General features: G+C 67.4%; 24 protein-coding genes and 2 pseudogenes. 5 read left to right on the forward strand and 21 right to left on the reverse strand.

The genetic code is table 11. The features are described 5' to 3' along the window. Nucleotides 1-324 precede the first annotated feature (324 nt). Nucleotides 325-930 (reverse strand): VTT domain-containing protein, encoded by a 606-nt coding sequence (locus AB0M54_RS37560; RefSeq protein WP_364326252.1) that lies wholly within the window; start codon nucleotides 928-930, stop codon nucleotides 325-327. 287 nt (nucleotides 931-1,217) lie between these two features. Continuing rightward, a complete protein-coding gene (locus AB0M54_RS37565; RefSeq protein WP_364326255.1) occupies nucleotides 1,218-1,691 on the reverse strand; it encodes a DUF2231 domain-containing protein in 474 nt (157 codons plus the stop codon). Nucleotides 1,692-2,163: 472 nt separating this feature from the next. Between AB0M54_RS37565 and AB0M54_RS37570 the strand changes: the two genes are divergently transcribed. The 3 genes and pseudogenes from AB0M54_RS37570 to AB0M54_RS37580 form a co-directional block, all read left to right on the forward strand. Continuing rightward, nucleotides 2,164-2,373, forward strand: a complete 210-nt coding sequence (locus tag AB0M54_RS37570; RefSeq protein ID WP_364476663.1) for a hypothetical protein — start codon at nucleotides 2,164-2,166, stop codon at nucleotides 2,371-2,373. Nucleotides 2,374-2,954: 581 nt separating this feature from the next. Then, nucleotides 2,955-4,367, forward strand: a complete 1,413-nt coding sequence (locus AB0M54_RS37575) for a hypothetical protein (protein WP_364476664.1) — start codon at nucleotides 2,955-2,957, stop codon at nucleotides 4,365-4,367. Nucleotides 4,368-4,974: 607 nt separating this feature from the next. Then, a pseudogene (locus AB0M54_RS37580) lies at nucleotides 4,975-5,232 on the forward strand (PH domain-containing protein); the annotation flags it as partial. Between the two features lie 114 nt (nucleotides 5,233-5,346). Here the strand turns inward: AB0M54_RS37580 and AB0M54_RS37585 are convergent. The 13 genes and pseudogenes from AB0M54_RS37585 to AB0M54_RS37645 all read right to left on the reverse strand — a co-directional run bounded on the left by AB0M54_RS37585 (nucleotide 5,347) and on the right by AB0M54_RS37645 (nucleotide 16,240). Next, nucleotides 5,347-5,571, reverse strand: a complete 225-nt coding sequence (locus AB0M54_RS37585; RefSeq protein ID WP_364476723.1) for a PASTA domain-containing protein — start codon at nucleotides 5,569-5,571, stop codon at nucleotides 5,347-5,349. A gap of 101 nt (nucleotides 5,572-5,672) precedes the next feature. Then, entirely contained in the window at nucleotides 5,673-6,233 is a 561-nt protein-coding gene (locus AB0M54_RS37590) for an HAD-IC family P-type ATPase (RefSeq protein ID WP_364476666.1), read from the reverse strand. A gap of 71 nt (nucleotides 6,234-6,304) precedes the next feature. After that, nucleotides 6,305-6,517, reverse strand: coding sequence for a hypothetical protein (locus AB0M54_RS37595; RefSeq protein ID WP_364476668.1), 213 nt, complete (start codon nucleotides 6,515-6,517; stop codon nucleotides 6,305-6,307). Between the two features lie 136 nt (nucleotides 6,518-6,653). After that, entirely contained in the window at nucleotides 6,654-8,639 is a 1,986-nt protein-coding gene (locus AB0M54_RS37600) for a methyl-accepting chemotaxis protein (protein WP_364476669.1), read from the reverse strand. Between the two features lie 212 nt (nucleotides 8,640-8,851). After that, a complete protein-coding gene (locus AB0M54_RS37605; protein WP_364476671.1) occupies nucleotides 8,852-9,394 on the reverse strand; it encodes a hypothetical protein in 543 nt (180 codons plus the stop codon). 59 nt (nucleotides 9,395-9,453) lie between these two features. After that, complete coding sequence (locus AB0M54_RS37610) at nucleotides 9,454-11,640, reverse strand: MMPL family transporter (protein WP_364476673.1); 2,187 nt, start codon at nucleotides 11,638-11,640, stop codon at nucleotides 9,454-9,456. Between the two features lie 651 nt (nucleotides 11,641-12,291). After that, on the reverse strand, nucleotides 12,292-12,771 hold the full coding sequence (locus tag AB0M54_RS37615) for an HIT family protein (RefSeq protein ID WP_364476675.1): 480 nt from the start codon (nucleotides 12,769-12,771) through the stop codon (nucleotides 12,292-12,294). A gap of 13 nt (nucleotides 12,772-12,784) precedes the next feature. After that, complete coding sequence (locus AB0M54_RS37620) at nucleotides 12,785-13,195, reverse strand: hypothetical protein (protein ID WP_364476677.1); 411 nt, start codon at nucleotides 13,193-13,195, stop codon at nucleotides 12,785-12,787. Nucleotides 13,196-13,304: 109 nt separating this feature from the next. After that, nucleotides 13,305-13,718, reverse strand: a complete 414-nt coding sequence (locus AB0M54_RS37625) for a DoxX family protein (RefSeq protein ID WP_364476679.1) — start codon at nucleotides 13,716-13,718, stop codon at nucleotides 13,305-13,307. 68 nt (nucleotides 13,719-13,786) lie between these two features. After that, nucleotides 13,787-14,311, reverse strand: a complete 525-nt coding sequence (locus tag AB0M54_RS37630; RefSeq protein WP_364476681.1) for a hypothetical protein — start codon at nucleotides 14,309-14,311, stop codon at nucleotides 13,787-13,789. 142 nt (nucleotides 14,312-14,453) lie between these two features. Then, nucleotides 14,454-14,882, reverse strand: coding sequence for a hypothetical protein (locus AB0M54_RS37635; RefSeq protein ID WP_364476683.1), 429 nt, complete (start codon nucleotides 14,880-14,882; stop codon nucleotides 14,454-14,456). A gap of 55 nt (nucleotides 14,883-14,937) precedes the next feature. Beyond that, nucleotides 14,938-15,548, reverse strand: a pseudogene (locus AB0M54_RS37640) (ATP-binding cassette domain-containing protein). Nucleotides 15,549-15,670: 122 nt separating this feature from the next. Continuing rightward, complete coding sequence (locus AB0M54_RS37645; RefSeq protein WP_364326290.1) at nucleotides 15,671-16,240, reverse strand: hypothetical protein; 570 nt, start codon at nucleotides 16,238-16,240, stop codon at nucleotides 15,671-15,673. A 146-nt stretch (nucleotides 16,241-16,386) separates the two neighbouring features. Between AB0M54_RS37645 and AB0M54_RS37650 the strand changes: the two genes are divergently transcribed. Further along, the gene (locus AB0M54_RS37650) at nucleotides 16,387-17,583 is read left to right on the forward strand and encodes a histidine kinase (RefSeq protein WP_364476685.1); all 1,197 of its coding nucleotides are present in this window, start codon (nucleotides 16,387-16,389) and stop codon (nucleotides 17,581-17,583) included. A gap of 182 nt (nucleotides 17,584-17,765) precedes the next feature. Here AB0M54_RS37650 and AB0M54_RS37655 read toward each other — a convergent pair whose 3' ends face one another. The 5 genes from AB0M54_RS37655 to AB0M54_RS37675 form a co-directional block, all read right to left on the reverse strand. After that, nucleotides 17,766-17,987, reverse strand: coding sequence for a cytochrome P450 (locus tag AB0M54_RS37655; protein WP_364476687.1), 222 nt, complete (start codon nucleotides 17,985-17,987; stop codon nucleotides 17,766-17,768). A 90-nt stretch (nucleotides 17,988-18,077) separates the two neighbouring features. Continuing rightward, nucleotides 18,078-18,485, reverse strand: a complete 408-nt coding sequence (locus AB0M54_RS37660) for an isopentenyl transferase family protein (RefSeq protein WP_364476689.1) — start codon at nucleotides 18,483-18,485, stop codon at nucleotides 18,078-18,080. Between the two features lie 356 nt (nucleotides 18,486-18,841). Then, entirely contained in the window at nucleotides 18,842-19,753 is a 912-nt protein-coding gene (locus AB0M54_RS37665; RefSeq protein WP_364476691.1) for an oxygenase MpaB family protein, read from the reverse strand. Next, entirely contained in the window at nucleotides 19,750-20,085 is a 336-nt protein-coding gene (locus tag AB0M54_RS37670; RefSeq protein ID WP_364476693.1) for a hypothetical protein, read from the reverse strand. Before AB0M54_RS37670 ends, AB0M54_RS37665 begins: the two co-directional genes overlap by 4 nt. Nucleotides 20,086-20,172: 87 nt before the next feature. Further along, nucleotides 20,173-23,427: an alpha-L-rhamnosidase C-terminal domain-containing protein gene (locus AB0M54_RS37675; protein WP_364476695.1), complete on the reverse strand. Its 3,255-nt coding sequence runs from the start codon at nucleotides 23,425-23,427 to the stop codon at nucleotides 20,173-20,175. Nucleotides 23,428-23,646: 219 nt separating this feature from the next. On the opposite strand from AB0M54_RS37675, the gene AB0M54_RS37680 reads away from it, so the two are divergent. After that, on the forward strand, nucleotides 23,647-24,183 hold the full coding sequence (locus tag AB0M54_RS37680) for a response regulator (protein WP_364476697.1): 537 nt from the start codon (nucleotides 23,647-23,649) through the stop codon (nucleotides 24,181-24,183). A gap of 869 nt (nucleotides 24,184-25,052) precedes the next feature. Here the strand turns inward: AB0M54_RS37680 and AB0M54_RS37685 are convergent. Further along, nucleotides 25,053-25,472: an STAS domain-containing protein gene (locus AB0M54_RS37685; RefSeq protein WP_364476699.1), complete on the reverse strand. Its 420-nt coding sequence runs from the start codon at nucleotides 25,470-25,472 to the stop codon at nucleotides 25,053-25,055. Between the last annotated feature and the right edge of the window lie 324 nt (nucleotides 25,473-25,796).

A 25,796-nucleotide genomic window follows, 5' to 3' on the forward strand; every position in this document is an offset into this window, starting at 1 on the left:
CGGCCGAGGCCGTGGCGGCTCCCGCCCTCTCCACCCCCTGTCCGCTTGAACAGCACGTGGAACCTAGAACCCTTTCGGCGCCTCTCTGCCCGGCTGTGGACCCCACAGCCGGGCAGCGGCGGCGTGGTGACGCATGATCTCGGTGTTCAGGCCATGACCCTCGGCCCCCGATGTACGGGGTGAGCTTGTGCCGACGGCGACATCGCGACCATCGCCGACGTGGAGGGCAGCACGCTTCTCCGCCGCGTCGGTTCCGGGTGGGTCAGTCCGGCGCGGGTGAGGTGGTCTCGCGCAGGGCGACGCGGACCTGCTTCACGTGCTGCCTCAGTCTTGACGAGGGAGACAGCTTCCCGCGGTGACCTTCGCGCCGCCGCTCCACTTCTCTCCCAAGGCGAACATGGCGGCCAGGATCGCGCCGAGCACCATCGCGCAGCCGGCGCCCAGCAGCGGCGAGCCGGCGAAGGTCGCCCCGCCCAGTCGGCCCACGCCGATCGCATACGCCGCCCAGGCCACGCTCGCCAGCGCGGTGAAGAGCCGGAACCGGCTCAGCGGAACGGACGTCGAGCCCGCCGTCAGGGCGGTGGCGGTACGCCCGTACGGCAGGAACCGGCCGACCAGGATCACTACTCCGCCGTACCGCATCAGCGCACGCTCCGCCTTCTTCTTGACCACCGCGAGCTTGCCGTCGGTGACCCGGCCGCCGGCCTTCCGACCGAGCAGGTACGAGACCTGGTCGCCGGCGATCCCGCCGGCCACCACGGCGGCGGCCAGGGCGACAAGGTTCGGCGAGCCGGTCGCCGACAGCGCGCCCAGGCCGATGACGGCGACGTCGGTCGGCACGACCGGGATGAACCCGTCGATGGCCATGGCCGCGAAGACGATGACGTAGAGCCAGGGCGAGGAGAGCAGCGGTGTCAGGTGGTCGAGCATCGTCGTTCTTCTCCTACGTGCTGCTGACGTCGGTCGTCCGGCTCATGCAGGTGCCGACGATGTCCGGAACCGCCGATGGCGGATGAGGAGCCACTACGGCGGGTAGGCGATGTCGTGGGCGCGAACCGGCCTGCTGGGAAGCGGACGTCGGGATGGATGCCAGGCACCGCGGTCAGCTCATGTGGGATAGCGGAAGGTCAGGGGCCGACGGCAGCAGAACCGCGGCTGAGCAGCCACCGAAAGAAATCAACGCCCCTGAGGCCCCGCCGCATAGGTTAAAGATCGAGCTAGTACTGGCCCCAGACCGCCGTGGCGCCCGAGTCACCAGTCCGGTAAACGTAATAGCCGGTGATCGCGGCCAGCGCCACCGTCACCACGGCCAGCACCAGGTCGACCACCCGCGACAGCGAACCGGGCCGGCGCTGGGTGGCCAGGACCAGGACCAGCGTGACCACACCCAGGGCCAGCGAGAACGAGAACGTCCTCGTACCGAAGCCCATGTGATCGTTGATGATCTCCGCACCGCGCCCCTTGAGGCCCTGCTCGAGCAGCCGCTCATGCAGTTTGTTGCCGGACAGCATGGCGACCAACGCGGTGATCGGCGCTATCACGGCGAGCAGCAGAACCGCCCAGCCGATCTTGGCGCGCCACAGTCCGACCAGGGCGTACACGATGGCCCCGAGCGCCAGCAGCGGCACGAACACGACGGCGGCGTGCAGCACGAGAGCGTGCACCGGCAGGCCGTTCACCTGGTCGAACACGGAGCGCCTCCTTGATCATGGGCCGGGCGACCGGCCGAGAGCCGGCCGGGCGCCGCGAACAGGCCTGCCAACCGACCGGCCGGCGCTTTCCCGGACGGCTCTGCGTTGACTGCCATCAATAGCCTCTACATACGGTTACGTCGCTTGTCTGACGTCTACTTCGTACCGGGTGAACCTGAGACGACCGTTAATACGGCGCTCAGCCGGTTGGCCGAACCAGGTGCCGTCGATCACCGACCGCGCGGAACAACTCGAGTGCGCGCTGGTGCCGTTTCTCGGCGTCCGAGTACCCCTCGCGGCGCCGTGCCTACGGTGACGGGGTGCGAACAGTGATCGGTATCGTTCTGGCCGTTGTGATCCTCTGCTGCGGTGGCGGCGCCCTGTGGGTCGGTCTGCAAGCCCGTGTCGAGCAGACCGCCTATCCCGGCGGCACCACCGGCACCGCACGGGTCGTCAGCGTCGCCGAAGAGAGGTGTCCGCCAACCAACCTCCGGAGATCGGCAGCACCGTCACCATCTCCTACCACGAGAGCAATCCGCAGGGTGCCAGGGTGGTGCGCGGCTGGCACGGCTGGACCGACGTCTCCGTCTTCTGGACGTTCCTGGCGGCCCTCGTCATCGGAGCGGCCGGCTTCGGGTTCTACAAGGTGGTCATCCGCCGGAGCCGGCCCGCGACGACGTGATCGCGAGCCGGCCGAGTTAGAAGGCGGCCGCGCGGGTGCCGGCCGCCGCCAGTCCGGCGCAGATCGCGTCCTGCTCGCCGGGCCGCCACGGTCGGAGCCGACCAGCGGTATGTCGGTCGGGAATCGGCTCTCGGACTCAGGGATCCGCGCGACGACATCCCCGCCAGAGCTCAGCGCCTGCTCACTTGAGCACCGGAAACCTTGTTCGAGCCTTCCGAACTGCTCGATCACCCTGTGGATCAGGTCCAACGCCTGCGTCAAGTCCGCCTGGTCAGCCCGGAAGGCCGCCGCGCGCACTCCCTTTCCGGCCGGATCCGCTGGACCTCGGCGACGCGGCGTACACCGTCGGGTGCGCCGAGAAGGACGTGATTGAGCTCGGCTTCGAAGCCGGCCGCAGCTCGATCTTGCAGCGTTAGCAGACGGGATGTCGGCCGCGCCACCCGGGCCGGATGACCCCGTAGCGGCGACCGGCGCCGCACAGCAATGCTCCGAGGTTTGATTTTTGTAATTGGGCGCCGATGGCGACCGCTAGCTCGTACTCTCAAGATCCTCGCAGGGACTGACGTCGACGGGCGAAGACCATGGCACCGCCGGATCCTTATCACCTCGCCGAAATCTTGCAGGAGCTGTTGCATCGGGCGCCTACCGATGTGCGGCAGAGTTTGACCGGCTGGAAGACGATGGGCGTCTTTCATGTCCGGGTTTCCCGCGGCTACGACTCGCTCCTGTACTCGGTGAACGACAACTGGTCGCATCCGTGGCTGATCCGGGAGGCCGACCGTATGGGGTTGAGCCGGTGGGATCCGACACCGGACGTCACCAGCCGGCAGCGGATAGGCACGCAAGGCGCTGCCTGGCACGCCGAGCAGCTCATCCTGCAGGCGCGACGGGTGTTGGCCGGTGCGGTGTCCCGAGTAATTTGCGTGGACTGCCGCCTTGAGCTGGCGGGCCGGCGCCGGGCCATACAGCTCGTCGAGCTGGCCGAGGGCAGACCACGTGGCGTCAATCTGGCGGCGGAAGTGAGCGAGCTGAGCGCAACGATCTCGCGCCGGGCCGGTCTGGGCAGCGTCGCCGGTTTTGGGGTCGGGGTGGCGCTCGAGTTGTCCCGTCAAGAGCGGGAGATGCGCGAAAACGGGTTCGTGTCGCGTGATGAGCCGTCGCACGGGCTGGAACGGGCCGCCCGGGTGCTGACTGGAACAGCCCGCATCGACCTCGAAAACAAGCAGCGCACCGCCGATGACATGAACATCCCGGTGTGGCGGGACACGATTCGGCGAGAGTTCCAGGCGGGGCAGGCCAGCGGCGAGGTCGTCCTGTGGTACGAAGCCCAGCATCCACCCGGCCCCGGCAGTGAGTACCAGCATCCGCAGGGCGTTGACAACCACGGTCCGTTCTCCGTCACCTTTCAGCAGCAGGTCGACGGCCGGTGGGTCGCGGTGTCCAGCGACGGTGCTCCTGCCGGAATCACCGTCCCTGACCCGAACGTGGTGATCGGGCCCGCTCCCGACGCCGACGTCCTTGCCCTGCTCACGCAGCGTCCCGCCGACAGCGACGCGGCCGGCTATGCTCGCCCGGACCTGCGGATCGAGGTCCCTCCGCCGGCCGACCTGGATGCCACTGTTCCGGCGGGGGCACCTGACATCATGCACACGGGCGGGTATGCCGATTCGGGCGTGTATCCGCCCGTGGCGGGCGTCCCGGACACGGCATTGCCGGTCCAGGAAGATCCAGCGCCGGCGAAGGACTACTCCGACCCTTACCACAAGGTGCTGCTGGGTGAGCATGACCCACACGCCGACATCGTCCTGTCCGCTCACTCCGAGACCCATCCGGATCCGGTTGGCGAGCACTTCCACCAGAAGCAGGCCGTCGGAGCCGAGGCGCACGGCCACTACACCGATCTGATGGACGGTAACCCCTACGGACACACGGATCAGATTTCCGGCAAACAGGAGCAAGCGGCGAAACACGAGGTCGATGACTGTGGCTACTGAACAGGAAGCGCTCAGCGACGAACAGGTCCTCGCCCGGGCGCGGCAGATCCAGAACACCGATCCGGACGGCGCGGCCGCGTTGTACCGGCAACTGCGCGGCGGTCCGTTGGCTGGCCCGGCCAACCTGGCTCTGGGCGCGATGTTCCTGCGCCGTGGCCTGCTCGACGGCGCGCAGTTTTATCTGCAGGCCGCCCTGACTGATCCCACGGTCAAGGCCGACGCGTTCGCCGCGCTGGCGGACGTCGAACGCCGCCGAACCGCCGAACCAGTCGCCGCCGCCCCGGCCGCCGCCGCGACCGGCCTGGAGCCGGCGGCCCAGGATCCGGGTGAGCGGCCGTTACCCTCGTCGGTCGCGGACGTGCTGGCGAAGAAGGACCTCACCGATGAAGAGCTGCGGCAGTCACCCGGCGAGGTGAAGTGGGCCCGCCGGCCGGTCTGGTGGAGCCTGCCTCCGATCGGCGGCGGCGGGCTCCGCACGCTGATCATCGCTGGCATTTTCACTGTGGTAGTCGTGTGGACCGAGGGCAGCGACGCCCAGCATGGGATGTGGCTGGGCCAATTGCAGCGTCTGGCGTGGGCGGCGTGGCCGTCAGCGCTGCTGCTCGGTATGACGTACGCGTGGCTACGCTGGTGGACCACCCGCTACACCGTGTACGAGCGGCGCGTCGAGGTGCAGGCCGGCGTCCTGTTCCGAGTGCAGCGCGGCATCTGGCTCTACGACGTAGAGCGTCCGGTCTATCTGACCAGTGATCCGTGGCAAACCCTGACCGGCACCGCGACCGTGGTCATCGAGTCCGAACGGCTACCCGCCCGCCCGCTCGCTCGGATTCTTCTTCCAGTACCAGAAAGCAGGCACGTGGGGACAGCTCAAGCTCGCCGGGTTCGGCGTCCGCGGCCAAGCGGACGAGGCCGTCGCCTACCTGACGCGGCAGATCCTGCGCGAACGTCGCGCATTGAAAGACCGCTTCGTCTGACGCGGTCAGTCCGTGTCGCCGCCAGTGGGGTCCGGGCTCGCAGTCACCGGCTCCCCAGTCGAGACCGACACCTTCACGACGCCGCCCGTCTCGATCCGCTCGCCCTCGGCGGGATCCACGGTTACGACCGTTCCAGGCGGCTCGGTAGCCGCAACATAGACAATCTCCCACCCCAAGCCTCGCCGGGTCAACGCGTTTCGCAACTCTTCCTCGGCGAGGCCCACGGCCACGGGAATGGTGACCTGTTCGACCGGGGGCGGCGAGCTGGTGGCCGGATGGGAGCGGCTGCGTCGTGGCTCCCGAGGGGTGTCGCGACGCTCCGGCTCACGCGTCAAGGTGGGTGCTGCGGTGCGAGGGGTGCTGCTGTTGGGTGGTGTCGGTGATGCGCTCGGGACCGCCGCCCAGGGACGGTCATCTCGGTCGCCGTCATCTGGTTGAGGGTCAGCGTCCCAGTCTTGTCGGAGTTGATGGCCGAGGTCGAGCCGAGCGTCTCGGTCGACCGCAGCCGCTTCACGATGGCGTTCGACTGGGCGAGCAGCTGGGTGCCGAGCGACAGGATCGTCGTTACCACCGCCGGCAGACCGGTCGGGATCGCCGAGATCGCGAATGCGACGGCCGCGGCGAAGACCACGTTGAACGAGTTGCCCCGGGCGAGGTTGATCAGCACGGAGGCCAGCAGGGCGATGCCCGCGACGACCAGGATCTGGTTGGTCAGCCTGCTCAACTGCCGGGTCAACGGCGTCTCGGCGTCCTTCTCCCCCTGCAGCATGCCCGAGATGCGGCCCACCTCGGTGGTCATACCCGTCGCCGTGACGACCAGCTCACCCGACCCGCGGGTGACGCTCGTGTTCATGTATGCCATGTCGGCGCGGTCACCCAGGTCGGTGTCCACGCTCGCGACCGCGTCGAGGATCGCACCGGCGATTCATCCGGAACGCGTCATGCGAGTCGGCACGGACCTTCCTAGCGTCGAAGAAGCGGCGCGGTGGTCGCGAACGACCAGTTCATCGCCGAGCCGGCCGCCGACGGCGCCGACGTGATGTTCGGCGGCGACGGGACGGACGGCGTGTCGTACAGCCTGCGGACGGTCGCGGTCGCCGTGACCCCGGACGACCGCGCGGACGACGGCGCGTTTCTGGAGCGCGACAACGTCGGCGGCGACGTGGAGAACCTCACCGGCGGTCAGGGCGGTGACTTCCTGTTCGGCAACGCCTCGGCGAACCGGCAGTTCCGGCGCGGCGGTCCGGCCGCCGGCCTTCGCCCGCGCATGGCGGGATGGATCGGTATTCTCGCGCCGCCGCGGGCCCGGCGGTCAGGCCGGCTGGATCGTGAACTCCGCGACCAGCCCGTGCAGGGTGTCCGCCGTCGCCGCGAGCGTGCGGGCCGACTCGGCCGAGTCGGTGGTGACCTTTGTCATCGTGCCGGCGGCGTCGGCCACGGCGGCCACACTCCGGGAGATCTCGGCGGTCGTGGCGGTCTGCTCGTCGACCGCGCTGGCGATCGTTGTCGTGATGTCGTTGACCTGCTGGACGATCTCCACGATCTGGGACACCGCCGCCGCGGCGGCCGAGGAGCCGGCCTGGATGCTCTCGACGTGGCTGGTGATGGCCGTCGTCGCCTGCGCGGTCTGCTGCGCCAGCTCCTTTACCTCCCCGGCGACCACGCCGAAGCCCTTACCCGCGTCGCCGGCACGGGCGGCTTCGATTGTCGCGTTCAGAGCCAAGAGGTTCGTCTGGGAGGCGATCGCCTGGATCAGCCCCACCACGCCGTTAATCTTGTCGCTCGCATCCGACAACGTGGCGATCACCTCACCGGCGCGTGCGGCGGTGGTCACGGCGTCGACGGCCACGCCGGCCGCGTGACTGGTGCTGCGCGAGATCTCGGCGATGCTGGCGATCAGCTCCTCGCTGGCCACCGATACGGAGTCGGCCTTGGCCGCGGTGCCGTGGGAGTTCTCGACGAGCACCGCGTTGCCGCCGAGCAGTTGTTTGGAGGAGTGGGACAGCTCCGCGCCGCAGGCGTGGATCTGACCCACGGTCGAGTTGAGGCGGGCGACGGTGTCGCGCATCGCGTTGCCGAGCAGGTCGCGGTCGCCGTGCGGCTGGACGGTACGGGTGAGGTCGCCGTGGGCGAGGGCGGCCGTCGACTCCGCCGATTCGCGCATGTACGCGCCGAGACGCCGGAACGATTCCGCGAGCTGGCCCAGTTCGTCGCGGGATTCGTAGTCCACCACCTGAGAGACGTCGCCGGTGGCCATCTTCTCGGCGACGGCGGCCACCTGGCGAAGTGGCCGGGCGATCGAGATGACCACCAGGACGGCCATTCCGAAGGTCAGCGTCAGCAGGACGCCGGTCAGGGCGATCACCATGGTCGCGGTCCGGCTCGCCTCGCGCGTGGCCGCGTGGGCCAGCGTCTGGATCGCGCCGGCCTGGTAGTTCTCCAAACCTTTGTAGAGGTCGATCTTCTTGGTGACGACGTCGAACCAGTCGCCGGCGATCACCCCGAACCCGCCCGTGGCCGCCTTGTCGAGGGCGGTCTTCTCCATCTCCGCGACCTTGGCGAAGATGTCGGACACCTGGATGTCCGACCACCGCTGGAGGACTTCGGGGCCGGCCGCCCGCTCGAACACGGTGAGGTACGCGCGCTGCGACGCGATGAGCGAGACGACGGTCGCCTGCTGGCCGGGTGCGAACCCGTCCGTGGTGAACACCGTCGCGAGCTGGGCCCGCTCCAGCCCGGTGTCTTCCTTGGCGCTCAGCAGCGCCAGGTATGCCTGGAGCCGAATGCTGATCGAGGGATCGCGGCTCTGTCTGACGGCGATCGCGATCGAGTCGAGCAGGGTGCGGTTGATTGCGGTGTACGCGGCGATGATCGGCCCGGGCGCCTGCAGCGCGGCGGCCCGCGACCGCAGACCGGCCAGGCCGGCCAGCGTTCGGCGCAGGTCGGCTAGGGAAGCCCGGACCGCAGCCGATACGTCCCCGGCCTGGGCGCCGATGAAGGTGGTGAGGTCGGCCAGCCGTGCGTCGGTGGCTGCTTGCTGGGCCTTCAGCTCCGGGCCGGACGCGGCGCCCTTGGAGCTGGTGAACTGGGCGGTCCGGCCGCGCTCGCGCTGGGTCTCGTGCAGGAGGTTGCCCATCCGTACCGACAGGCCGGCCAGTCGTCCGGCGCCGGCCGACTCGGCCGCCCGCCGCTGATTGTCAACGATCAGTGTGGTGGCAAAGCAAGCGAGCCCCGCGGTGGCCACCAGCAGGCCCGCGATGACCTTGATGCGAATCTTCGCGTTACGCCACAATCGCATCCAGACTCCCACATGGAGGACTCCGGGCAGGGAAAGTCGGCCCCGGATCCACCTGATCATCCTTCGGCGACAGCGACTCCGTACGGGTATTGGCGAGACCCGCTCCGAGTCACCGAGATCGACGAAGGTGCGCCATCGTGACCAGCCGGTGCCTGGGCACATCGCAATCGCGCCGAAGCGGTCCACCGCATTGGGCCATGTGTCTTCCGTTGCTACGAAGTCTCGATCGTTGAGGGGCGCTGCGGGAGGTCGAGGATCCGTTCCAGCAGCCGGTGCCGCCACATGCCACGCAGCAGGAAGAACCAGATCGGCACGGTGATCAGGATGACCGGCAGAAGCACCTTGAACGCGGGCAGGAGAGCGAAGTAGTGCGCGGCAGGTGGGAACGCCAGGACGAGCGCGAATGCTGCGAACAGGCACAGTACAAGGCGGGCCGGGAGGGTGTCCTTGACCGGCTGAGTCCAGCCGGCGAAGAAACGCCGCGGAGGCGCCAGGAAAAGGATCAGGATGAACGCCGTGACGGCGGTGAAGGTCGACAACGCGGTCTGCGCGGTGACGGTGGCTGCCGCGTCGGCGAATCCGGCCTCAGAGCCATCGACGCCAGTGTATTCGCTGAACCTCTGCAGGACGTTGGAAGGCACTTCGCCGCGGCCGATGCCCACGTCTACCAGTTGGTACACCACGACGTAGATGGCGGCCGCGAAGGCCGCTGTGACCAGAGACGCCGGTCCGACGAAGCGGGCAAGGTTGCCCACGTCCCCGACGAGCGTCTGCTCGGCGGCAACGTGGGCGGCAAGCCGGTTGTCGTGAAGGCCTATCGCGCGAGCTCGACGGCCGGGGCGTTGTCCTCCTCCTCGACGGTGGGCGGAGTGGAGGTGTGCAGGGTGCTGCCCTCGACGTCGAGGTTCGGCAGGATCTTGTCGAGCCAGGCCGGCAGGGCCCACGCCGATCGTCCCAGCAGGGCGAGCACAGCCGGCACGATCGTCATCCGGACCAGGAAGGCGTCGACCAGTACCGCGGTGGCCAGCCCGAGACCGGGCATCTTGATCTGCAGGTCCGGAGAGAGCATGAACCCGGAGAAGATGCTGATCATGATGACCGCGGCGGCGGTCACCACCCTGGCGCTGGCGGAGAACCCGTCGATGATCGCGGCCCGCGGTTCGGCGCCGGCGACGTGTTCCTCCCGCATGCGGGTCACCAGGAACACCTCGTAGTCCATGGCGAGGCCGAACGCGATCCCGATGATGAAGATCGGCATCATGCTCACGATCGGTCCGGTTGCGGGCACCCCGAGCAATCCGTTGAGCCAGCCCCACTGGAACACCGCGACCATCGTGCCGAACGTCGCCCCGATCGTCAGCAGGAAGCCCAGCGTCGCCTTGATCGGCACCAGGATCGACCGGAAGACTACCAACAGCAACAGGAACGCCAGCCCGACGATCAGAGCCAGATATGGCAACAGCGAATCGCTGATCGTCGCCGACGCGTCGATGTTCACCGCCGTGATACCGGTGACCGAAACTTCTGCGCCGGGCACATCTGAGGTCGCCGACCGGATCGCGTTCACCAGATCCGTGGTCGCCGGATCGTTCGGGCCGGTCGAGGGAATCACCTGGAAGGTCGACACCGTGCCCGATTCGGAGGCTCGGGCCGGGCTCACCCCGGCCACCCCCGGCAGGGCGGCAACCGTCGCGCTGACCGCATCCGCGTCCGCGCCCGCGCCGTCCACCACGATGGTCAGCTGGCCGTTGTAGCCCGGCCCGAACCCCTGCGCGGTCAGGTCGTACGCCTTGCGCGGTGACGAATCCACCGCCGCCGTGCCGTCATCGGGCAGGCCCAGCCGCAGATCCATCGCCGGGATTGCCGCGATACCCAGCACAGCAACGCCCGCCACCATCGCGATCACCGGACGGCGCAGCACCAGCATCACCCAGCGACGCCCCAGCGTCATCTTCTGCTCACCCGCCGCGACAGCAGGGGCGCGGCGGGCGCGGCGGCCCACAATCCGGCGACCCGCGAAACCGAGGAGCGCCGGCAGCAGCGTCAGCGCGATCAACACGGCCACGGCCACCACACCCGCGGAGCCCAGGCCCATCACGGTCAGGAACGGAACGTTGACCACCATCAGTCCGACCAGTGCGATGATCACCGTCAGGCCGGCGAAGACCACCGCCGAACCCGCCGTCCCCACCGCCCGGCCGGCGGCCTCTTCGGGGTCATAACCCTTCGCCAGCTCCGACCGGTAGCGCGAGGTGATGAACAAGGCATAGTCGATGCCGACCGCCAGGCCGAGCATCAAGGCGAGCGTGCTCACCGCCGACGGCATGTCGACCACTGCCGACACCAGGCCGATCCCCGTGAAGCCGATCACGACACCCAGGATGGCGGTCAGCAGCGGCAGACCGGCAGCCACCATCGAACCGAACGTCAACAGGAGAACCAGAGCCGCGACGATCACGCCGATGACCTCCGCGTTACCCAGTTCGGGTTGCCCGCCGTCGACGGCGTTGCCGCCCGCTTCGGCGGCCAGCCCGGCCGTGCGGGCGCCCTCCAGCGCCGCCGTCAGACCGTCCTGCGCTGCGGTGGTGAGCTCATCACCGTCCACACCGTAGGAAACGTCGATGATCCCGAATCGGCCGTCCGGACTGGTCGATCGTTCGTCCAACGGTGCGACGTCCACCACCTGCGGCGACCCACCGAGACGAGACACCAGCTCGGACACCGCCGCTGCGTTCGCCGGATCGGCAAGCTTCTGTCCCTCAGTCGCAGCGATCACCACCTGCGCCGACGCGCCATCGCCTCCCGACTGCGGGAACTCCCGCTGCAGGGTGTCGATCGCGACCCGCGCCTCGGTGCCCGGCACCTCCAGGCCATTGGTCGGCGTGCCCGACCACATGATGAACCCGCCGACCGACAGACCTACGGCCAGCAACCAGCCCACCAGAACGAACCCACGCCGGCGAAACGAGAACCGGCCCACGCGATACAGGAAGCCAGCCATCAGATATCAATCTCCTAGAATGTGGTGTTACCGATCAAAAGAATCGTTGAGAACAATCGGCGAGTGGGTCAGCGCCCACCCGATGTGACCGTGCCGCCGAGTAGTCGTCCGATGAACTCGAGCAGGCCGTCACGGCGGATCCATGCGATGACGGCGACGAGGACTGTCAGGACGAGCGACTCTGACGGTCGTTTCCGTGGAGGGCACAGCCGGTGTTCGGTTCACGGATTACTCCCGTTCTGTGAGGTGGCGGCCGGTGGTCGCAACGGCGGGGATGCGGCCGGAGACTCGAGGGACGAGTCGGCGTCGGGCGCCGCGCCGTTCATGGAGTTTGCTGGGCCTCGATCGCTGCCAGACAAACAGTCGTCGTGCGAGCCGTACGGCGCGTCCTCCAGCTGGGGACAATGCGGGCTACCACCGCTGTAGTAGCGCGGCGGGCTGAGGCGCTATGCCACCTACCACCGTTGTAGAGACGAACGGGAACACGTGTCGGCAGGTTCGTCCTCGACACGGCGATGTCTTCCGGGGGCACGGCCCGCAGTCGAGAAGGTTCAGCGCACAGTTGCTGCGCGGAATGGCCACGAGTGAGCGCACTCGCCTAACGGCTGTCGCGGTCGTCGGCGAGCAGTGTCAGGGAACCGCCGCTTACCTTTACGGCGATTTCGGAGCAGTCGACGTGAAATACTCCCGCAGCTTGTCGGAATACGGCAGCCGCTGCTCGGCCGGAGCGAAGTCCCGCTCCGGCCGGGTGAAATAGAGATCGTCGCCGACGTAACGCGGGAAGACGTGCATGTGGTAGTGCCATCGGTCTTGGTTGCCGGCGGGTTCGTTGTGCTGGCGCAACGAAGTCCCGTCGCAGTCGTAGGTCCGCCGGATGGCGATCGCGACCTCGCGCGCCAGGTCGTGGATCGCGTGTCCGTAGCGAGACGGCAGGTCATACAGGTTCTCGTAGTGAGCGTTCGGCACGACCATCACGTGGCCATGATTCCTCGGCCACCATCGAGGCGAGACGAACGCGGTAACCAACTCGTCACGCCTCACGACGTCATGCTGCTTGCGGTGTTCGTCTTCGCCGCCCCCCACCAGCCGGCAGAAGGGACACACATAGTCAGCCGGCGCGTGGTTGAACATCACACCCCTCGGGTCAAAGCGAACAACGGCGAATTCTATGCCGGACCGTTGCATCGCACGATCCACGTGATCGCAGCCGCATGCCGAGCAGCAAAGTGAAAGCTGACTCTGGTCGGCCGTAGCGTGCTTGCGCCTCAGGGCTCATGAAGGCGTCGGCGCCGGAGTACATGAGGAACTTCGGCGAATCAGCACCGCCGTCGCTGCCCCAAAAAACACCGCTTGAGCGCGTGGCGGCGGAGGCATCTTTTCTGCGCCGGCCTCCCAGACACAGCCGCCCCGGCACGGCATCGTCATCCACGAGCTCGATTCGGGATTCGCCGGCCAAGAGGCCGACGACTCCGGCGCGAGAAATTTCGTCAACTGACCATAGGTCGATCTTGACTGTGCCCGCAGCCGGCGGGATGAGGGCCTCTGAATGCTCCATGGCGTACCTTCATCTTGTGAAAAATGTCCGGTGAGCGGCGAGCCATGACGATCTTTCGCGACTGAGGTCGACGTTGGGGCAAGGTCCTGCCAGGCCGGACGAGCACTGCTCAGCGACTGACGGGAAGGAGATGCAGCTTGCGCAGCGTCTTGACGGACTGGTCGCGGCGGAGCCAGGCGATCGCCAGGGCGAGCAGCCCGAAGATGATCGGGATGACCGCATTGCCATTGTCGACGAAGACGAACTGGGTGATGGTCGCGCCGACCATCTGCGCCGCCAGGGCAGCAGCGGCCAGACCCGCCAGCGGCAGGTAGAGCAAGGCGAGGCCGCCGAGGATCTCCGTCGCTCCGGTGAAGTAGCGCAGCCACTGGCCGGCGCCGATCTCTTCGTAGGACGCGACAATCTCTGCGCCGCCGGTGTATTTCGTGATGCCGAAGTAGAGAAATCCCACGGCCAGGAGCCCTTGCAGGGACCAGGCAACGATGGATTGGGCGCGCGACGGGGACATGGCAAGAGAAGACATGCGCTACTCCTAGGGTGGAAGGGTGAGACCTTGCCGACTGCCGGCTCACCGCAGCGGTCGGCAGGCGGTCAGTCGGCGTTGTCCTCGATGACCGTGGCGCTGTAATCCCCGGTCCAGGACGCCCGCGCGCCGGAGTCGCCGATGAGGTAGACGTCGTAGAGCGCGGCGCCTGCGATGAGGGAGGCGACGACACCGACGACCACGGTCACGCCGGTGTTACGCGGGGCCAGGAAGGTTCGCTTGGCTCCGGAAGGCACACCACTGACCCGCAGTGCCTCGCGATGGCGCCACCAGGTGACCAGCGCCATGACGGTCACGGCGAAGGCTGCGTACAACGCCGTGTCACCGAGTTGGGTGTGGTCCTGCAGGAGAGGAGTGTCCGGAACCCGATCTTGCAGCCATTGGCCGGCATCCATGGTGATCGCCACCAGCACAAGCGTTGCTGCCGACAGGAGGACGTTGGGCCCGGCCAGGCGGCGACGCGCCGCCGGCCACCAAGCGGTGAGAACGAGGAGCACCGCCGCCAAGGGAAGCAGCACCACGATGGCGTGCACCAGCAGGATGTGGGCGGGCAGCCCGTTGACGGTGCCCATGAGAGTCCTCCGGAGTCATGTGACAAAGCTCGGTCCTCGTGACCGCGGTCACGGTCTAACAATCGTCGGGTGAGGCCGTGCTTCGCGTCCTACAGCCATGGACATTGCGAGGTACCACGGTTGCAGTACGTTGCTTCCGAGTTCAGGCGTCTTTGCGCATGAGCCGCCACGCCGCAGCGCCGCCGACCACAACGAGATAGGCGAGGAAAACCAGCATCCCGGCCCAGGGGGCAAGGCCGTTGTCGCCCCGGGTGAGCGAACCCATGGCCGCTCCGGCCGACTCCGGCAGGTACGGGCCGACGTCGTCGCGCCAGCTCGCTGGTAGCAGCAGGCCCGCGATTCCGGAGAGCAGGAACATGGCGCCGAAGTAGGTGCTCAGGGCGGCCGGGGTGGAGCGCAGCAACGTTCCCAGTGCCAGACCGAGCAGTCCCGCGCCAGTGAGATAGCCGGCCGAGCCGAGGATGACCCGGACGACGCCCGGGTCCGCCAGGGAGGCGCCGCTGTCGCCGAGGATCGCTTGGCCGCCGAGGAAAGCGATGAATGCTGAGACGGCCATCAGGCCGAAGGTCACGCCGGAGAACACCACAACTTTGCCCGTTGAGTGACGCGCAGGCCGAGAGTGCTCATCAGGCGGCCTTTCCTTCCGCGCCGGCGAGCGGGGCCCGCGCGGCGGTGGCGGTGTATTCCACGGCGTCGCGGGTGAGGGCCATGAAGGCTTCCTCGAGCGATGGCTGCTGAGGGGTCAGCTCGTGCAGAACGAGCCGGGCGTCGGCCGCGAGGTTCCCGATCTGGTCGGCGCTGAGACCTGAGACCTCCAGGACGCCGCGGCAGACGGTGGTGATCAAGATGTTTGGTCCGACCAGAAGGTCGTGCAGGGCGGCTGCCTGCGGAGAGCGCACCCGGACCGTCTTCAGCGAGGCTCGTTCGATGAAATCGTTGACGGATACATCAGCGATCAGCGCGCCACGCCCGATGATGACCAGGTGTTCCGCGGTCACTCGAGAAGGGCGCCCACCTCTTTCAGCGGGGCGGAATGTGCCGCGTACGACCGGCCGTTGACCGTCGCCGTGCCTGAGGTGGAACGGTCCAAGCCCAGGATCATCCGCATCGTGGTGGATTTCCCGGCGCCGTTGGGTCCGAGGAAACCGGTGACAATGCCCGGCCGGACGGTGAAAGAGAGCCCGTCGACGGCGGTTTTGTCGCCGTAGCGCTTGGTGAGATCGTGTACCTCAATCATCTGACCACAATGAATGCGGCGAGCGCTGACCGCGTCTTCTGCATGTGGGCATCTCCGACTACCACCGCTGTAGTAGTGCGGTCGGATCGGCCGTCAGCCGTGGCCAAGGCTCGTGGGCAGCACTACAGGCCGGCCAGGCCGCTGATCTGCCTGATGGCTTGCGCCACCTCTTCTGGGGGACATGAAACGTCGTCGGGGCCCAGCATCCACCGCACGTCGCCGCGGCCGTCAGCTCGCCGCCGTGCCGTCAACCAGCCGACCGGTTGCCCGCAGCGATACAACGGCACGCGAAGCACAGTGGTGGCCGTGATCCGCTCACGGGCCAGATCGAGGAACCTGAGATCGGTCCCCAGCTGCAGCACCAGGTTAGGTCGTTGGTACATCACGCCATGGACGAAAGTGATCTGGGCGTGCTCAGCGTCCCAGTCGATCCGCTGGATCTGGTCCCAGCCCAGCCGGCACCAAGGCTCCAGCTCCCACGGGGAACTCTGGTAATAGACCGCGTGCCGGGTCGCCAGGACCTGACGGTTTCTCGGCGTGTCGTGCTCACTGATCAGGACCCACTCACCTCGGGGCAGATGTGGGCGCGGAGATGCGGCCGTCCGCCGCCGGAGGCCTGCGACGACGCGAACCAGCGAACCAGCCAGCAGCGCATGAGGTCGCGGCATCGGGGCTTTGCGTTCATCGAACATGTCTTCACGATGGTCCGCCGGGGTGCGGTCCCGCGTCCTCCTACGGTGGTCATCGCGGACTACCGCCGCCGTAGTAGCGGTGGCGTGCGCGGCCGTACGACACGTGCACGACGTCAGCGAGGCCTCGGTTGCGTACGGTCACTGGCATGGTCCTGTTGAACACCCGATTCCCGCGCATCCGGGCTGCCGCGGTGCGCCGTCCCCAGGTGGTGGACGCGCTGCTGGGAGTGCTCATCGGCGTGTTGTCCCTACTGTCGGTGCTGGAGGGTCCCCGCGGCATTCCGGGCCGTGACCTGACAACGCTGGATTTCGTCATCGCCGCGGCGGCTGCCCTGCTGATCACGCTGCGCCGCCGGTGGCCGGTGGCGGTCCTGGCGGTCGTAACCATCGCGGCGGCCTGGGCGGTGGCCGCACGAGGCGAGAGTTACACACTGACCACGGTGTCGGTGATCTGTGCGTACACCCTTGCCTCCCACCGCAGGCGGACGACCGCGTGGATTGCCGGTGCGGGCGCCGCGTTGGTCGTCTTCCTCGCCGCAGTGGGGTTCGATGGACAGGTGTGGGACTCCGCCGAAACGCTGGAGGATTTGGCCTGGATGGGGATGGCAATTGCGCTCGGTGACGCATTACGAACCCGGCGGGCGTACGTCGCGGCGGTCGAAGAGCGGGCCGAGCGGGCCGAGCAGAGCCGCGACCAGGAAGCCCGCCGCCGGGTGGCCGAAGAACGACTACACATCGCCCGCGAACTGCACGACGTCGTGGCACACCACATCGCCCTGATCAACGTACAGACCGAAGTGGCATCACACCTACTACGGCTACAACCGGACCAAGCCGAAGAAGCCCTCACCCACATCCGGCAAGCCGTCAGCACCGTACTCGAAGAACTCTCCACCGTACTGACCGTGCTCCGCCACGCCGACGACCCCGAAACAACCACTGAACCCACACCCGGCCTCAATCGGCTCGGCGGCCTGCTCGACTCCGTCGCCGCCACCGGCCTGCAAGTCGCACACCAGCAAGACGGCGAACCCCGACCCCTACCCTCCGCCGTCGACCTCGCCGCCTACCGCATCGTCCAGGAATCACTGACCAACGTCCGCAAACACGGCGGCGAACCCACCGCCCACCTACGACTCAGCTACACCCCCACCGGACTCACCATCGCCGTCAACAACCGCACCCGCCCCTCAACCAGCCCACACCCCAACCCCGGACACGGCCTCACCGGAATGCGAGAACGAGCCACCTCCGTAGGCGGCACACTGGACGCCGGACCCGACACCAACGGCCACTTCGCCGTACGAGCTTTCCTGCCCGCCGCGCTCATCAGGAAGGTGTAGACGTGACCAAACGAATTCGACCGGGCGGTTCACCAGTGACTTCCACCATCCGGTGCACGTACATCTCGCGCAGTTCCAGGTGTTGACTCGGGGGGACGCTGCCCGGCGCCGTGGGAGTCGGGATGGAAGGACACGGTGGACGTGCGACCGTGGTCGCAACGCCGGGCCGAACTCCAGTTCTCCTAGGTTCTAAGGTCGGCAACGAATGCGACCGGCAGATGCGCGACGCCGGAGAAGATCGTCGTGTGCCAAACCGGCTCTCCCGCCAGCCGCAATCCCCGCAGCCTGCGGCACAGCGTCGTGATGACCACCTCCGCCTCCAGCTGGGCGAGGGAGGCGCCGAGGCAATAGTGCGGGCCGCGGCCGAACGAGAAGTGGCCTGCCGGTTCACGCGCGAGGTCCAACCGGTCAGGGCCGGGGGTACCGGCGCGGGTCGCGGTTCGCGTTCCCCAGCCCCAGCAGCAGGGCCGCGGTCTCGACCACCTCGCGCTCGCTCAGGTCATCCGCGGCGGCAAGGGCGCCCAGCAGGCTGTCCTCGACCTGCTCGCCGCGGACCAGATCCGGCTGTCCTGCCGCCCCCCGTCATCCCGCGCCGACCCGACCGCGAGCTCGGCATAGCACTGCACGCGATCCAGGACGACGATCGGCGCGTCGACCTTCCGCGCCAGCTCGATGGCTCGGTCGGTCTTGCCCACCCCGGTCGGACCGACGATGAGGATCAGGTTGAGCCGCCGGTCGTGATGGACGATGGCTTCTGGCGCGCCCGAGTCCTGATCAAGCGCGCGGGGGTGGATGCCGACACCACCGATTTCCCTCACCAAGCCGAGTTCCGCCTTGGCCGGAAGGATGTCGACGGCGCTTTCGACGCTCTGCCGGCGTGGGACTTCGTTCACCACGATCATGAGACAACGATTGCCTGATCGCCGGAATCCTGCGTCCTCCGGACACAGACATTGCCGCCTACCACGGCCGCGGTAGCACGGTTGCGCGTCAGCCGCTGTGGGCGAGCGGACATCTGCCCGCCGGTCGCTGCTGCGCCGGCGACGCTGTGCTCGTCATGGGCGATTCGTGGCCAACGCTGCGGTTCGGCGAGGGCGTGCCGGAGAACGTTTCCGAGCGCCCCGGCCGTTGACTCCCAGCCGGCGCCGACGCCGGGCACGCGTGGGACTCGACTTCAGTGGTACCGCAACAGCGGTACCAGCACCGATACCACCGCTGCCAGATGGCGGACGGACCGTCGGCTGAAACGCTTTGCGAACTAGGCCTCCGGCGCGTTGCGCACTCGGCCGGCGGGCGGGAGGTTCCGCCGCGGGGTTTCCATCGGTGGCGCGGACGATCCACGGGCGCGACGCCAGGCCGCTCGTGCGCGCGGGTGGTAGCGCCACTCGAACGGCACGAACCGCCAGCCGAACGCGACCGCGCCACCGACCATCCGCAGCGCGAGGGCGCTGCGGCGCGACCACCGATAACCCAGCCTGGCCCGCACCACCGGCGGGTACATACCGATGGTCAACCACACCACGAACCGCGCCATCGGCGCCCGGAGCACGCTCCACGCCGCGTCCGGCAACCACCGCAACAGCGGCGGCCTGCCGATCCGCCGCAGATCCAGCACCGCCCGGGTCGCCCAGTTGTCCTCCAGAACCTCTGCGCACATCCGGTCGAAGTACGCCTCGAAGCCGCGCCAGTCGGCCGGTGCCGGGCGGTCACTCACCCCGTACATCCGGTACCACCGCAGGGTCTCGGCGTACAGCTGCTCCTTTTGCGGCTCGGTGAGCGGACGGCCGAAGTGCCGGCACATCACCACCGGAACCATCGCGAAGGTGGCGTGCGCCCAGAAGAAGGTGTCCGGGTCGAGCGCGTGGTAGCGACGGCCCCGCTCGTCCACGCCTTTGATGGCGAGGTGGTAATCGCGGACCTGCCGGGCGGTGCGCGCCGCTTGAGGGCCGTCGTAGACCATGCCGGCGAGTGGGTAGAGCGAGCGGAACAGCCGCTCCCAGCGCTCGTCGAAGAACTGCGAGTGGTCGCGAACCGCGGCGCCCAAGGCAGGATGCATGTTCTGCAGCGAACCGGCCCACAGACCGACCAGCATCCCCCGCCAGTCGCTGAGGTACAGCCACGCCAGCGAATCCGGGCCCAGCGGCTCCGAGCCCGGCGGCTCGGCGGTCACACCGGCACCGGGTGGGTGAGGCCGTGCAGGTCGAATTCGCCGCTGAGCGCCCGGCCGAGGTTGGCCGGGGCCGGATTGGTGAGGGCTGGATAGCCGGGGAAGAACGCGAGCGCCGGCCGGCGCGCGTCGCCCCGGGTGAAGATTTGCGGGGCGACGCCGTGCTCGGTCCGCCGGGCGCTGTCGAAGGTCGGCAGGCCGTACGAGGCGAGGTAGCGAAGTGCCATCGCCTCTGGGGCGCCCTGCCGGCGAAGGACCTGGTGATAGATCGCGGTGAACCGGTTGGCGGCGCCGGGCTGCGCCCGGGGCAGGTCCGAGGAGAGACCCGCGTACACATGAGCGTCAGGTCCCGGTACCCCTCGCAAGACGCGGCCGACTGTCAAAGACGTCACGGCGGGGTCGTCAGGTCGCTCGGTGACATGTCATCGGGCAGGAGTCGGAGCTGAGGACACGTTCTGCTGGCCGGCCCCCACAGCAAGCTCGACGTAGTCGCCGTGCAGGCTGGCTGAACGCACCCCGGCGTTTGCGCCTGTCGCTCGCCCTCGGCGCCAGACCGAACGTCCGTTGACCTTGATGTCGATGGAACGTCCGAACGTTGGAACCGCAACGGTGCCTGAGGTTCCACTCGGTGCCTGAACACGCATGGTGAACTGCCCGGAGGCGCTGTTGTGGCTCCACGCCACGGCGAGCGGCCCGTGCGGCGTGGGCGCCTGACCCTTGGTCCAGGCAAGGTCGCCCGGCTGCGGCCGCACCAGCCACGTCCGGTAGCCGGGCTCGACCGGCTGGATTCCGAGGACGTACTTCGACAAGGCGGAAGTCGGCATCGCCGACCAGCCGTGCGCCATGCTGGTCTGGTTTGATGCCTGAGTCCCGTTGATGCTTTCGTTCTCCCAGAACGTCCCGGTGTAGAGATCACCTGGGGCGATCATCGGGCTCCACGTGTTGGTGAGCAGGCGCAGGGCGTTGGTTGTGTCGCCGGCGCGGAAGCGTGCGTTGAGCTCGAATCCGGAGATGAACGGGCTGATCGTGTCCTGGTACCCGCTGGAGAAGGGCAGCGGGCCGGCGGGTGTCCACAGCTCATTCTTGATCTTCGCGAGGATGCCCGGCACCTTGTCAGCCGGCGCGACCCCGAACTCGATCGCGAGCACGTTGGCATCTTGGGCGACCACTCCCCTGACCGTGTCGCTCAGCTCGTAGATGCCTGTTTCGGCGTTGAACAATCGTGCGTTGATCGCCGTTCTCAGCGCCGCGGCCCGGGCCGCGTACTGGTTTGCGACATCGGGGTGGCCGGCGGCATTCGCCAGGTGGACACCGTCGAGCAGGGTCCGGTAGTAGAGGGCGTTGTAAGCGGTCACTTCGCCAGTCTTCGGGCCATCGTAGTAGTCCCAGTCCGCGCCGTTGCCGCTGGTCGTGACGAACAGCCCGTTCGCGCCGACCTGAGCGGCGCTCCATGCCAGCTCCTTGGCCACCAGGGGCCACTGCCTCAGCACGAATTCACGATCGGCGGTGTGCTGGTAATACTCGGCCAGGACGCGGACGAAATACATCGAGTACGAAGCCGAGTAGCCGTTCCTGGTGTTTCCGGGCGGGCCGGTGTTGATCGGTGTCTGCGGTGGCATGGAGCCCGAAACGTACCCGTCGCTTCCTGCCCAGCTTCCCAGCAGCTCGAGCGAACCACGTACGTACTCAGTCGCGTTGGAGGAGTAGAACACGGTTGGTCCTTCGACGGCGAGGTCGCCGGACCACACGGCGCGGTCACGCTTGGCACCGTCGAGGATCAGCGGGACGGCGTTTCTGCCGGGGATGGTGAAGTCCGCGATCGCGGCGGAGTTCGACAGCGAGTTCTGGTAGAGCAAGCCATCCGGTGAGGTGATCGACAGCCTGCGGAAGCTGGCTTGTTCGCCGGTGAATTGACGGAATCCGAAGGAGCCGGTCGCGTAAGCCGCGGTGCCGGGGGCGAAAGCGGCCGAGTCGAAGCTTGCGATCCGGCGGCCGTCGAGGTACGTCGTCACCGTCGTTCCGCTGACGACCTCCTTGACCGTGTGCCACGTTCCCGGCAGCACCGGAGCCGGGAGCGGCACGTTCGCGATTGTCTTGTAGGTGCCGCCGGACTGCGATATCTGCTGCAGGACGTTCGGGCCTCCGCCAGGGACCGTGTCGTCGGCGGCGTCGAGGATGAGCAGGTATCCGTGCTGAGCGTCCTGCCCGCGCAGCATCCACCCGGCCTGATCCGCCGTGATCTTCGTCTGGAAGGTGACCGTGTAATCGGTCCAGGCGGTTCCAGCGGTCAGCAGTCCAGCGCCTTCGGTCGAGCCGGGAACGTCAAGAGACCGGTCGTCGGTGTTCCACCGAGGTCCGGTGGTGCCGACCGGCAGCTGGTTGACTTCCGTGGTGTAGACACCGTTGTGCCAGTAGCGGTTCAGCTCGTCAGAGCTGGAGATGAAGTAGCCGCTGTTGCGATCCAGCCGTGGCCGGAAGGCGGTGTATCGGATGGCGACCGAGCGGAACGAGATGCTTCCGGGAGTCGTCAGCGATATCTGTTGGTAGCGTTGCCCTCCCTGGATCTCTGGATTGGTTATCCGTCCGGGCCGGCTGACTTGGTAGATGTTGTATCGGTTCGGATCGCCACTGGCCCAGGGCGGCACACCGTCGCCCCGTGGACCGATCTGCGTGCGGGTCTCGCTGTAGCCGGCCTGCAGCGTTGGTGAGCCGGACACCGCACTGACGTCGAAGGTCGGGAACCCGCCGACCTCGTGTCCGTAGTCCAGGATGATCGAGGCACCGCCAATGGTCGTCGGCACTGGCGGATTGGACTGCCCGGTAACAGTCGCCCGCGTCTCGGAGTCGGGCGGTTGGCCGTCTGTCGCGCTGGTCCGGATCGAGTAGTCGACCGGGAAGGAAGCAGTCCGCCCGTCCGGCGACAGGGTGTCCGTGCGCGGCCAGAGCACGACGCGACTCACTGTGCTGATCGAACCGAGGTCGATCGTCACCCATACCGGGGAGGCGCTCGTGTCGGTCGAGCCACGGGCCGTCGATGTCCATCCGTGGGCGGAGCCGTTCTGCGTGTCGGTGACACCGTCGGTGAGGAAGCTCCGGCCCCAGCCGGCCGCCTCGATGGTGTCGGAGGCAGCGACAGGTCTTCCTGCCGCGAGATTCGAGCTCGGGTCGTCACCGAAGACCTGAAGCTCGGCCAGCTGGACGTAGGTTCCCGCGGGGTCTCCGGCGGGGGTCAGGCCCAGTCTCGTGACGTGCAGTTGGACATAGCGGGTACGCGCGTCCGCGAACGTCAGCGTCACCGGGCTGGACGACAATCTCTGGGGCGTCGTCGCGGTGAGGGTCGTGACCTCGCCGGCGCGGGGGTTGGTAAGCCCCTGCGGGTTGGCCACGTCCCCGGACGTTCCCACCACGCCGACCGGATGCACGTCCGGTGTCGATGGGGTCTGCACGTAGCGGCGCCAATTTGGGTTTGCCGGCCAGCCGGGTGATTCGGTTCGCAGATCTGCGGAGGCAGCCGGAGTGCCGACCGGCACCACAGAAGACATCACGGCCGCCATGACCAGGGCCAGCCCTTGCTTGATACGGACGGGGCCGGCGCGTCTCATGACAGTCTCCCGGGTGCACAACCGCTGATTGAAACCTTTCAATACAAAATAGGCCAGCTGCTGGTCGACCGTCAAGACGGCTGAACCAACTCTGCCCCGAAGTACACGCGTTCGTCGATGTGGCTATCGGACAGTGTCGAGTGACCGCCGCCCGGGAACCGCCGCGCCGCCGCGCAAAGGCCTAGCCGGCGGTTCTTACGAAATCTTCAGCGGTACGGCGCGCGGAACCTCTCACCGCTACGTCGTGAGTTCCCCGACGTAACTCAGATCGCCACCAGCGCCAGCGCCGGCGGCATGCTCCCCAAACCGATCGGCCCCTCCCAGCTCTACAACTGCCTCTTGGAAGTCCTCATCCCGGACGTAGCCCAGGCAGCCGAACACGGCACCATCGCACCAGTTCCCCCCGCCGACATCGGCAGCCACGGCACGATCCTGCTCGTCGAAGACAACCTCATCAACCAGATGGTCGCCGTCGACACCCTGGCCTCCCTCGGCTACGAAGTCGACATCGCCGGCAACGGCCTGGAGGCTCTCGACCTCGCTGCCGCGAAGCCCTACCAAGCCATCCTCATGGACTGCCAAATGCCCAGAATGGACGGCTACACCGCCACCACCGAACTTCGCCACCACGAAGGCACGAACCAACACACCCCCATCATCGCCATGACCGCCGCCGCCCTCGCCGAAGACCGGCAACGCTGCTACGCCGCCGGAATGGACGACTACCTCGCCAAACCCATCGACCCAGACCAACTCCAAGCCGCCCTCGACCGATGGTCCACCGACGCAGACACCCCGACGACCTCCGCCCCACACGTACCTCAGGAATGATTCGGCCGGATTCCGTCGAAGGTTGCACCTAACCCGCACCGGCGGCGTGGACCTTCGTAGGCTCGACGAAGTAGACCCAGCCGCCTGATCCGGTGCCCACCAGCTCGCGCCTTGCGTCCAACACGCCACCGCCCTGCAGCCGCAGATATGGGCTTGACGCGCGTTGGCGACCTCGGTCGGGTCGTGGCACCACCAAACCGGGCAACGCCTCAGACACCCCCACGCCGGCCAACGTAAGACGCAACGCCGGGTGGGGCTACGAAAACGGGCTCGCCGACCGTTGTGGAACGCCTGAAGCACCCCGGTCAGGATGCAGGCCGAGCCGTGCGCGGCCGAGACGAGAGACGGGCGCCGGCGCAGATGGGTGCGGATGACCTTCATTGCCGCGCCCAGGTCCGGACGCCCGCTATCAATGTGAGTTCTCAACAAACCTGATCCGACCGACATAGCCTGAGCTGTAGCGGATCAGGTCGAATGAGAGAAGTCGGGCCTAGTTCGTCTCATCGAATCTGCTCCGCTGGGCCAAGGCCGCGACGGACAAGATGGGTTTCGCCAGGAGGAGGACAACCCGCCGCGGCCCCATCTTGTAGAGAATCAAATGACCGTATGTGATGGCAAGACTGGTTAGACCTCGGCCCGGCGTAAGCTGATTTGCCGAGAAGCGCGCACTCGATCATGCGGAATTGGTACATCTCCGTGGCGATGAAGGTTGCCCTGTTCAAAGTCATACTATTAGGTTGAACGAAATCTATTTTGTTGGGAGCATCATTTCGGAGCGCAAAATCGAAAAGATCGACTACGCTGGGTCGTTCTTCCAGACCCCCTGGTGCCGTGTGCGGCTGGCAGTGGACTGCTACACCGTGCTGGAATCACTGCAACGGCTTCTGCGGCGGCGTGTAGCCCAGGAACACAGGAATGTGGCATAGCTCCAGCACCTTGTCGAGGCATGGTGCCGCTGCGGTGATGCGGGTGCGGTACCGCCTTTTCGTGGCGGTTTCCGCCACCGCGTGGACGGCGCGCCATCCGGCCAGGTCACAGAAGTCGAGACGGGAGAAGTCCAGTTCCAGTTCGCCGCCGTATTGGCCGTGGAGGAGCCCGCAGATCTGCCGGTACAAGGTGGACGCAGTGCCGAAATCGAGTTCTCCGGCCACCGTGACGGTGAGAGTGCCGCAGGGCCGCTGGGTGGCGGATATGGTGATGGGCGGGGCTGTGTTCACGGGGATGACGGGCTTGGCGATACCAAGGATCGCTTCGCGGATTTGGTTGGCGCCATCGGAATTCGGGGGCATGGTTACGCCTTGGCGGGCTTGTAGCATGCCGGGGTCCTAGGCAACGGTTCGTCAAGAGAACCGCACCTTGCATTCTACGGGGGTCGCGGCTCGGACCGGCTTGTTGTTTGGGCGCCCGGCGGGTTGATTCCTGGAGATTCTGTTCGTGCGGCCCGGTCTGCGGCGGTCGCCCGTAACGGGGCCGAGCGGCGTGGCCAGGCGATACCCAGATCATTTTCCCTTCACACTGCTTTTGTTGTGTGCTGTCGTACTTGCGGGTCGTGGTCAGCGGGATAAGTGTGGTTCACCCTTGAGAGTGCTGGTGGTGTCGCGCTGGCCGCCGAC

It is taken from the genome of Actinoplanes sp. NPDC051470 (assembly GCF_040682035.1).
Taxonomy (GTDB): Bacteria; Actinomycetota; Actinomycetes; order Mycobacteriales; family Micromonosporaceae; genus Actinoplanes.

Coding starts and splice junctions, on each gene's coding strand:
- AB0M54_RS37610 (WP_364476673.1), bottom strand. CDS start 11,640: ATGGCTGGCTTCCTGTATCGCGTGGGCCGGTTCTCGTTTCGCCGGCGT.
- AB0M54_RS37630 (WP_364476681.1), bottom strand. CDS start 14,311: ATGGGCACCGTCAACGGGCTGCCCGCCCACATCCTGCTGGTGCACGCC.
- AB0M54_RS37650 (WP_364476685.1), top strand. CDS start 16,387: ATGGTCCTGTTGAACACCCGATTCCCGCGCATCCGGGCTGCCGCGGTG.
- AB0M54_RS37645 (WP_364326290.1), bottom strand. CDS start 16,240: ATGTTCGATGAACGCAAAGCCCCGATGCCGCGACCTCATGCGCTGCTG.
- AB0M54_RS37685 (WP_364476699.1), bottom strand. CDS start 25,472: ATGCCCCCGAATTCCGATGGCGCCAACCAAATCCGCGAAGCGATCCTT.
- AB0M54_RS37600 (WP_364476669.1), bottom strand. CDS start 8,639: ATGCGATTGTGGCGTAACGCGAAGATTCGCATCAAGGTCATCGCGGGC.
- AB0M54_RS37560 (WP_364326252.1), bottom strand. CDS start 930: ATGCTCGACCACCTGACACCGCTGCTCTCCTCGCCCTGGCTCTACGTC.
- AB0M54_RS37615 (WP_364476675.1), bottom strand. CDS start 12,771: ATGTTCAACCACGCGCCGGCTGACTATGTGTGTCCCTTCTGCCGGCTG.
- AB0M54_RS37680 (WP_364476697.1), top strand. CDS start 23,647: ATGCTCCCCAAACCGATCGGCCCCTCCCAGCTCTACAACTGCCTCTTG.
- AB0M54_RS37620 (WP_364476677.1), bottom strand. CDS start 13,195: ATGGAGCATTCAGAGGCCCTCATCCCGCCGGCTGCGGGCACAGTCAAG.
- AB0M54_RS37660 (WP_364476689.1), bottom strand. CDS start 18,485: ATGATCGTGGTGAACGAAGTCCCACGCCGGCAGAGCGTCGAAAGCGCC.
- AB0M54_RS37625 (WP_364476679.1), bottom strand. CDS start 13,718: ATGTCTTCTCTTGCCATGTCCCCGTCGCGCGCCCAATCCATCGTTGCC.
- AB0M54_RS37575 (WP_364476664.1), top strand. CDS start 2,955: ATGGCACCGCCGGATCCTTATCACCTCGCCGAAATCTTGCAGGAGCTG.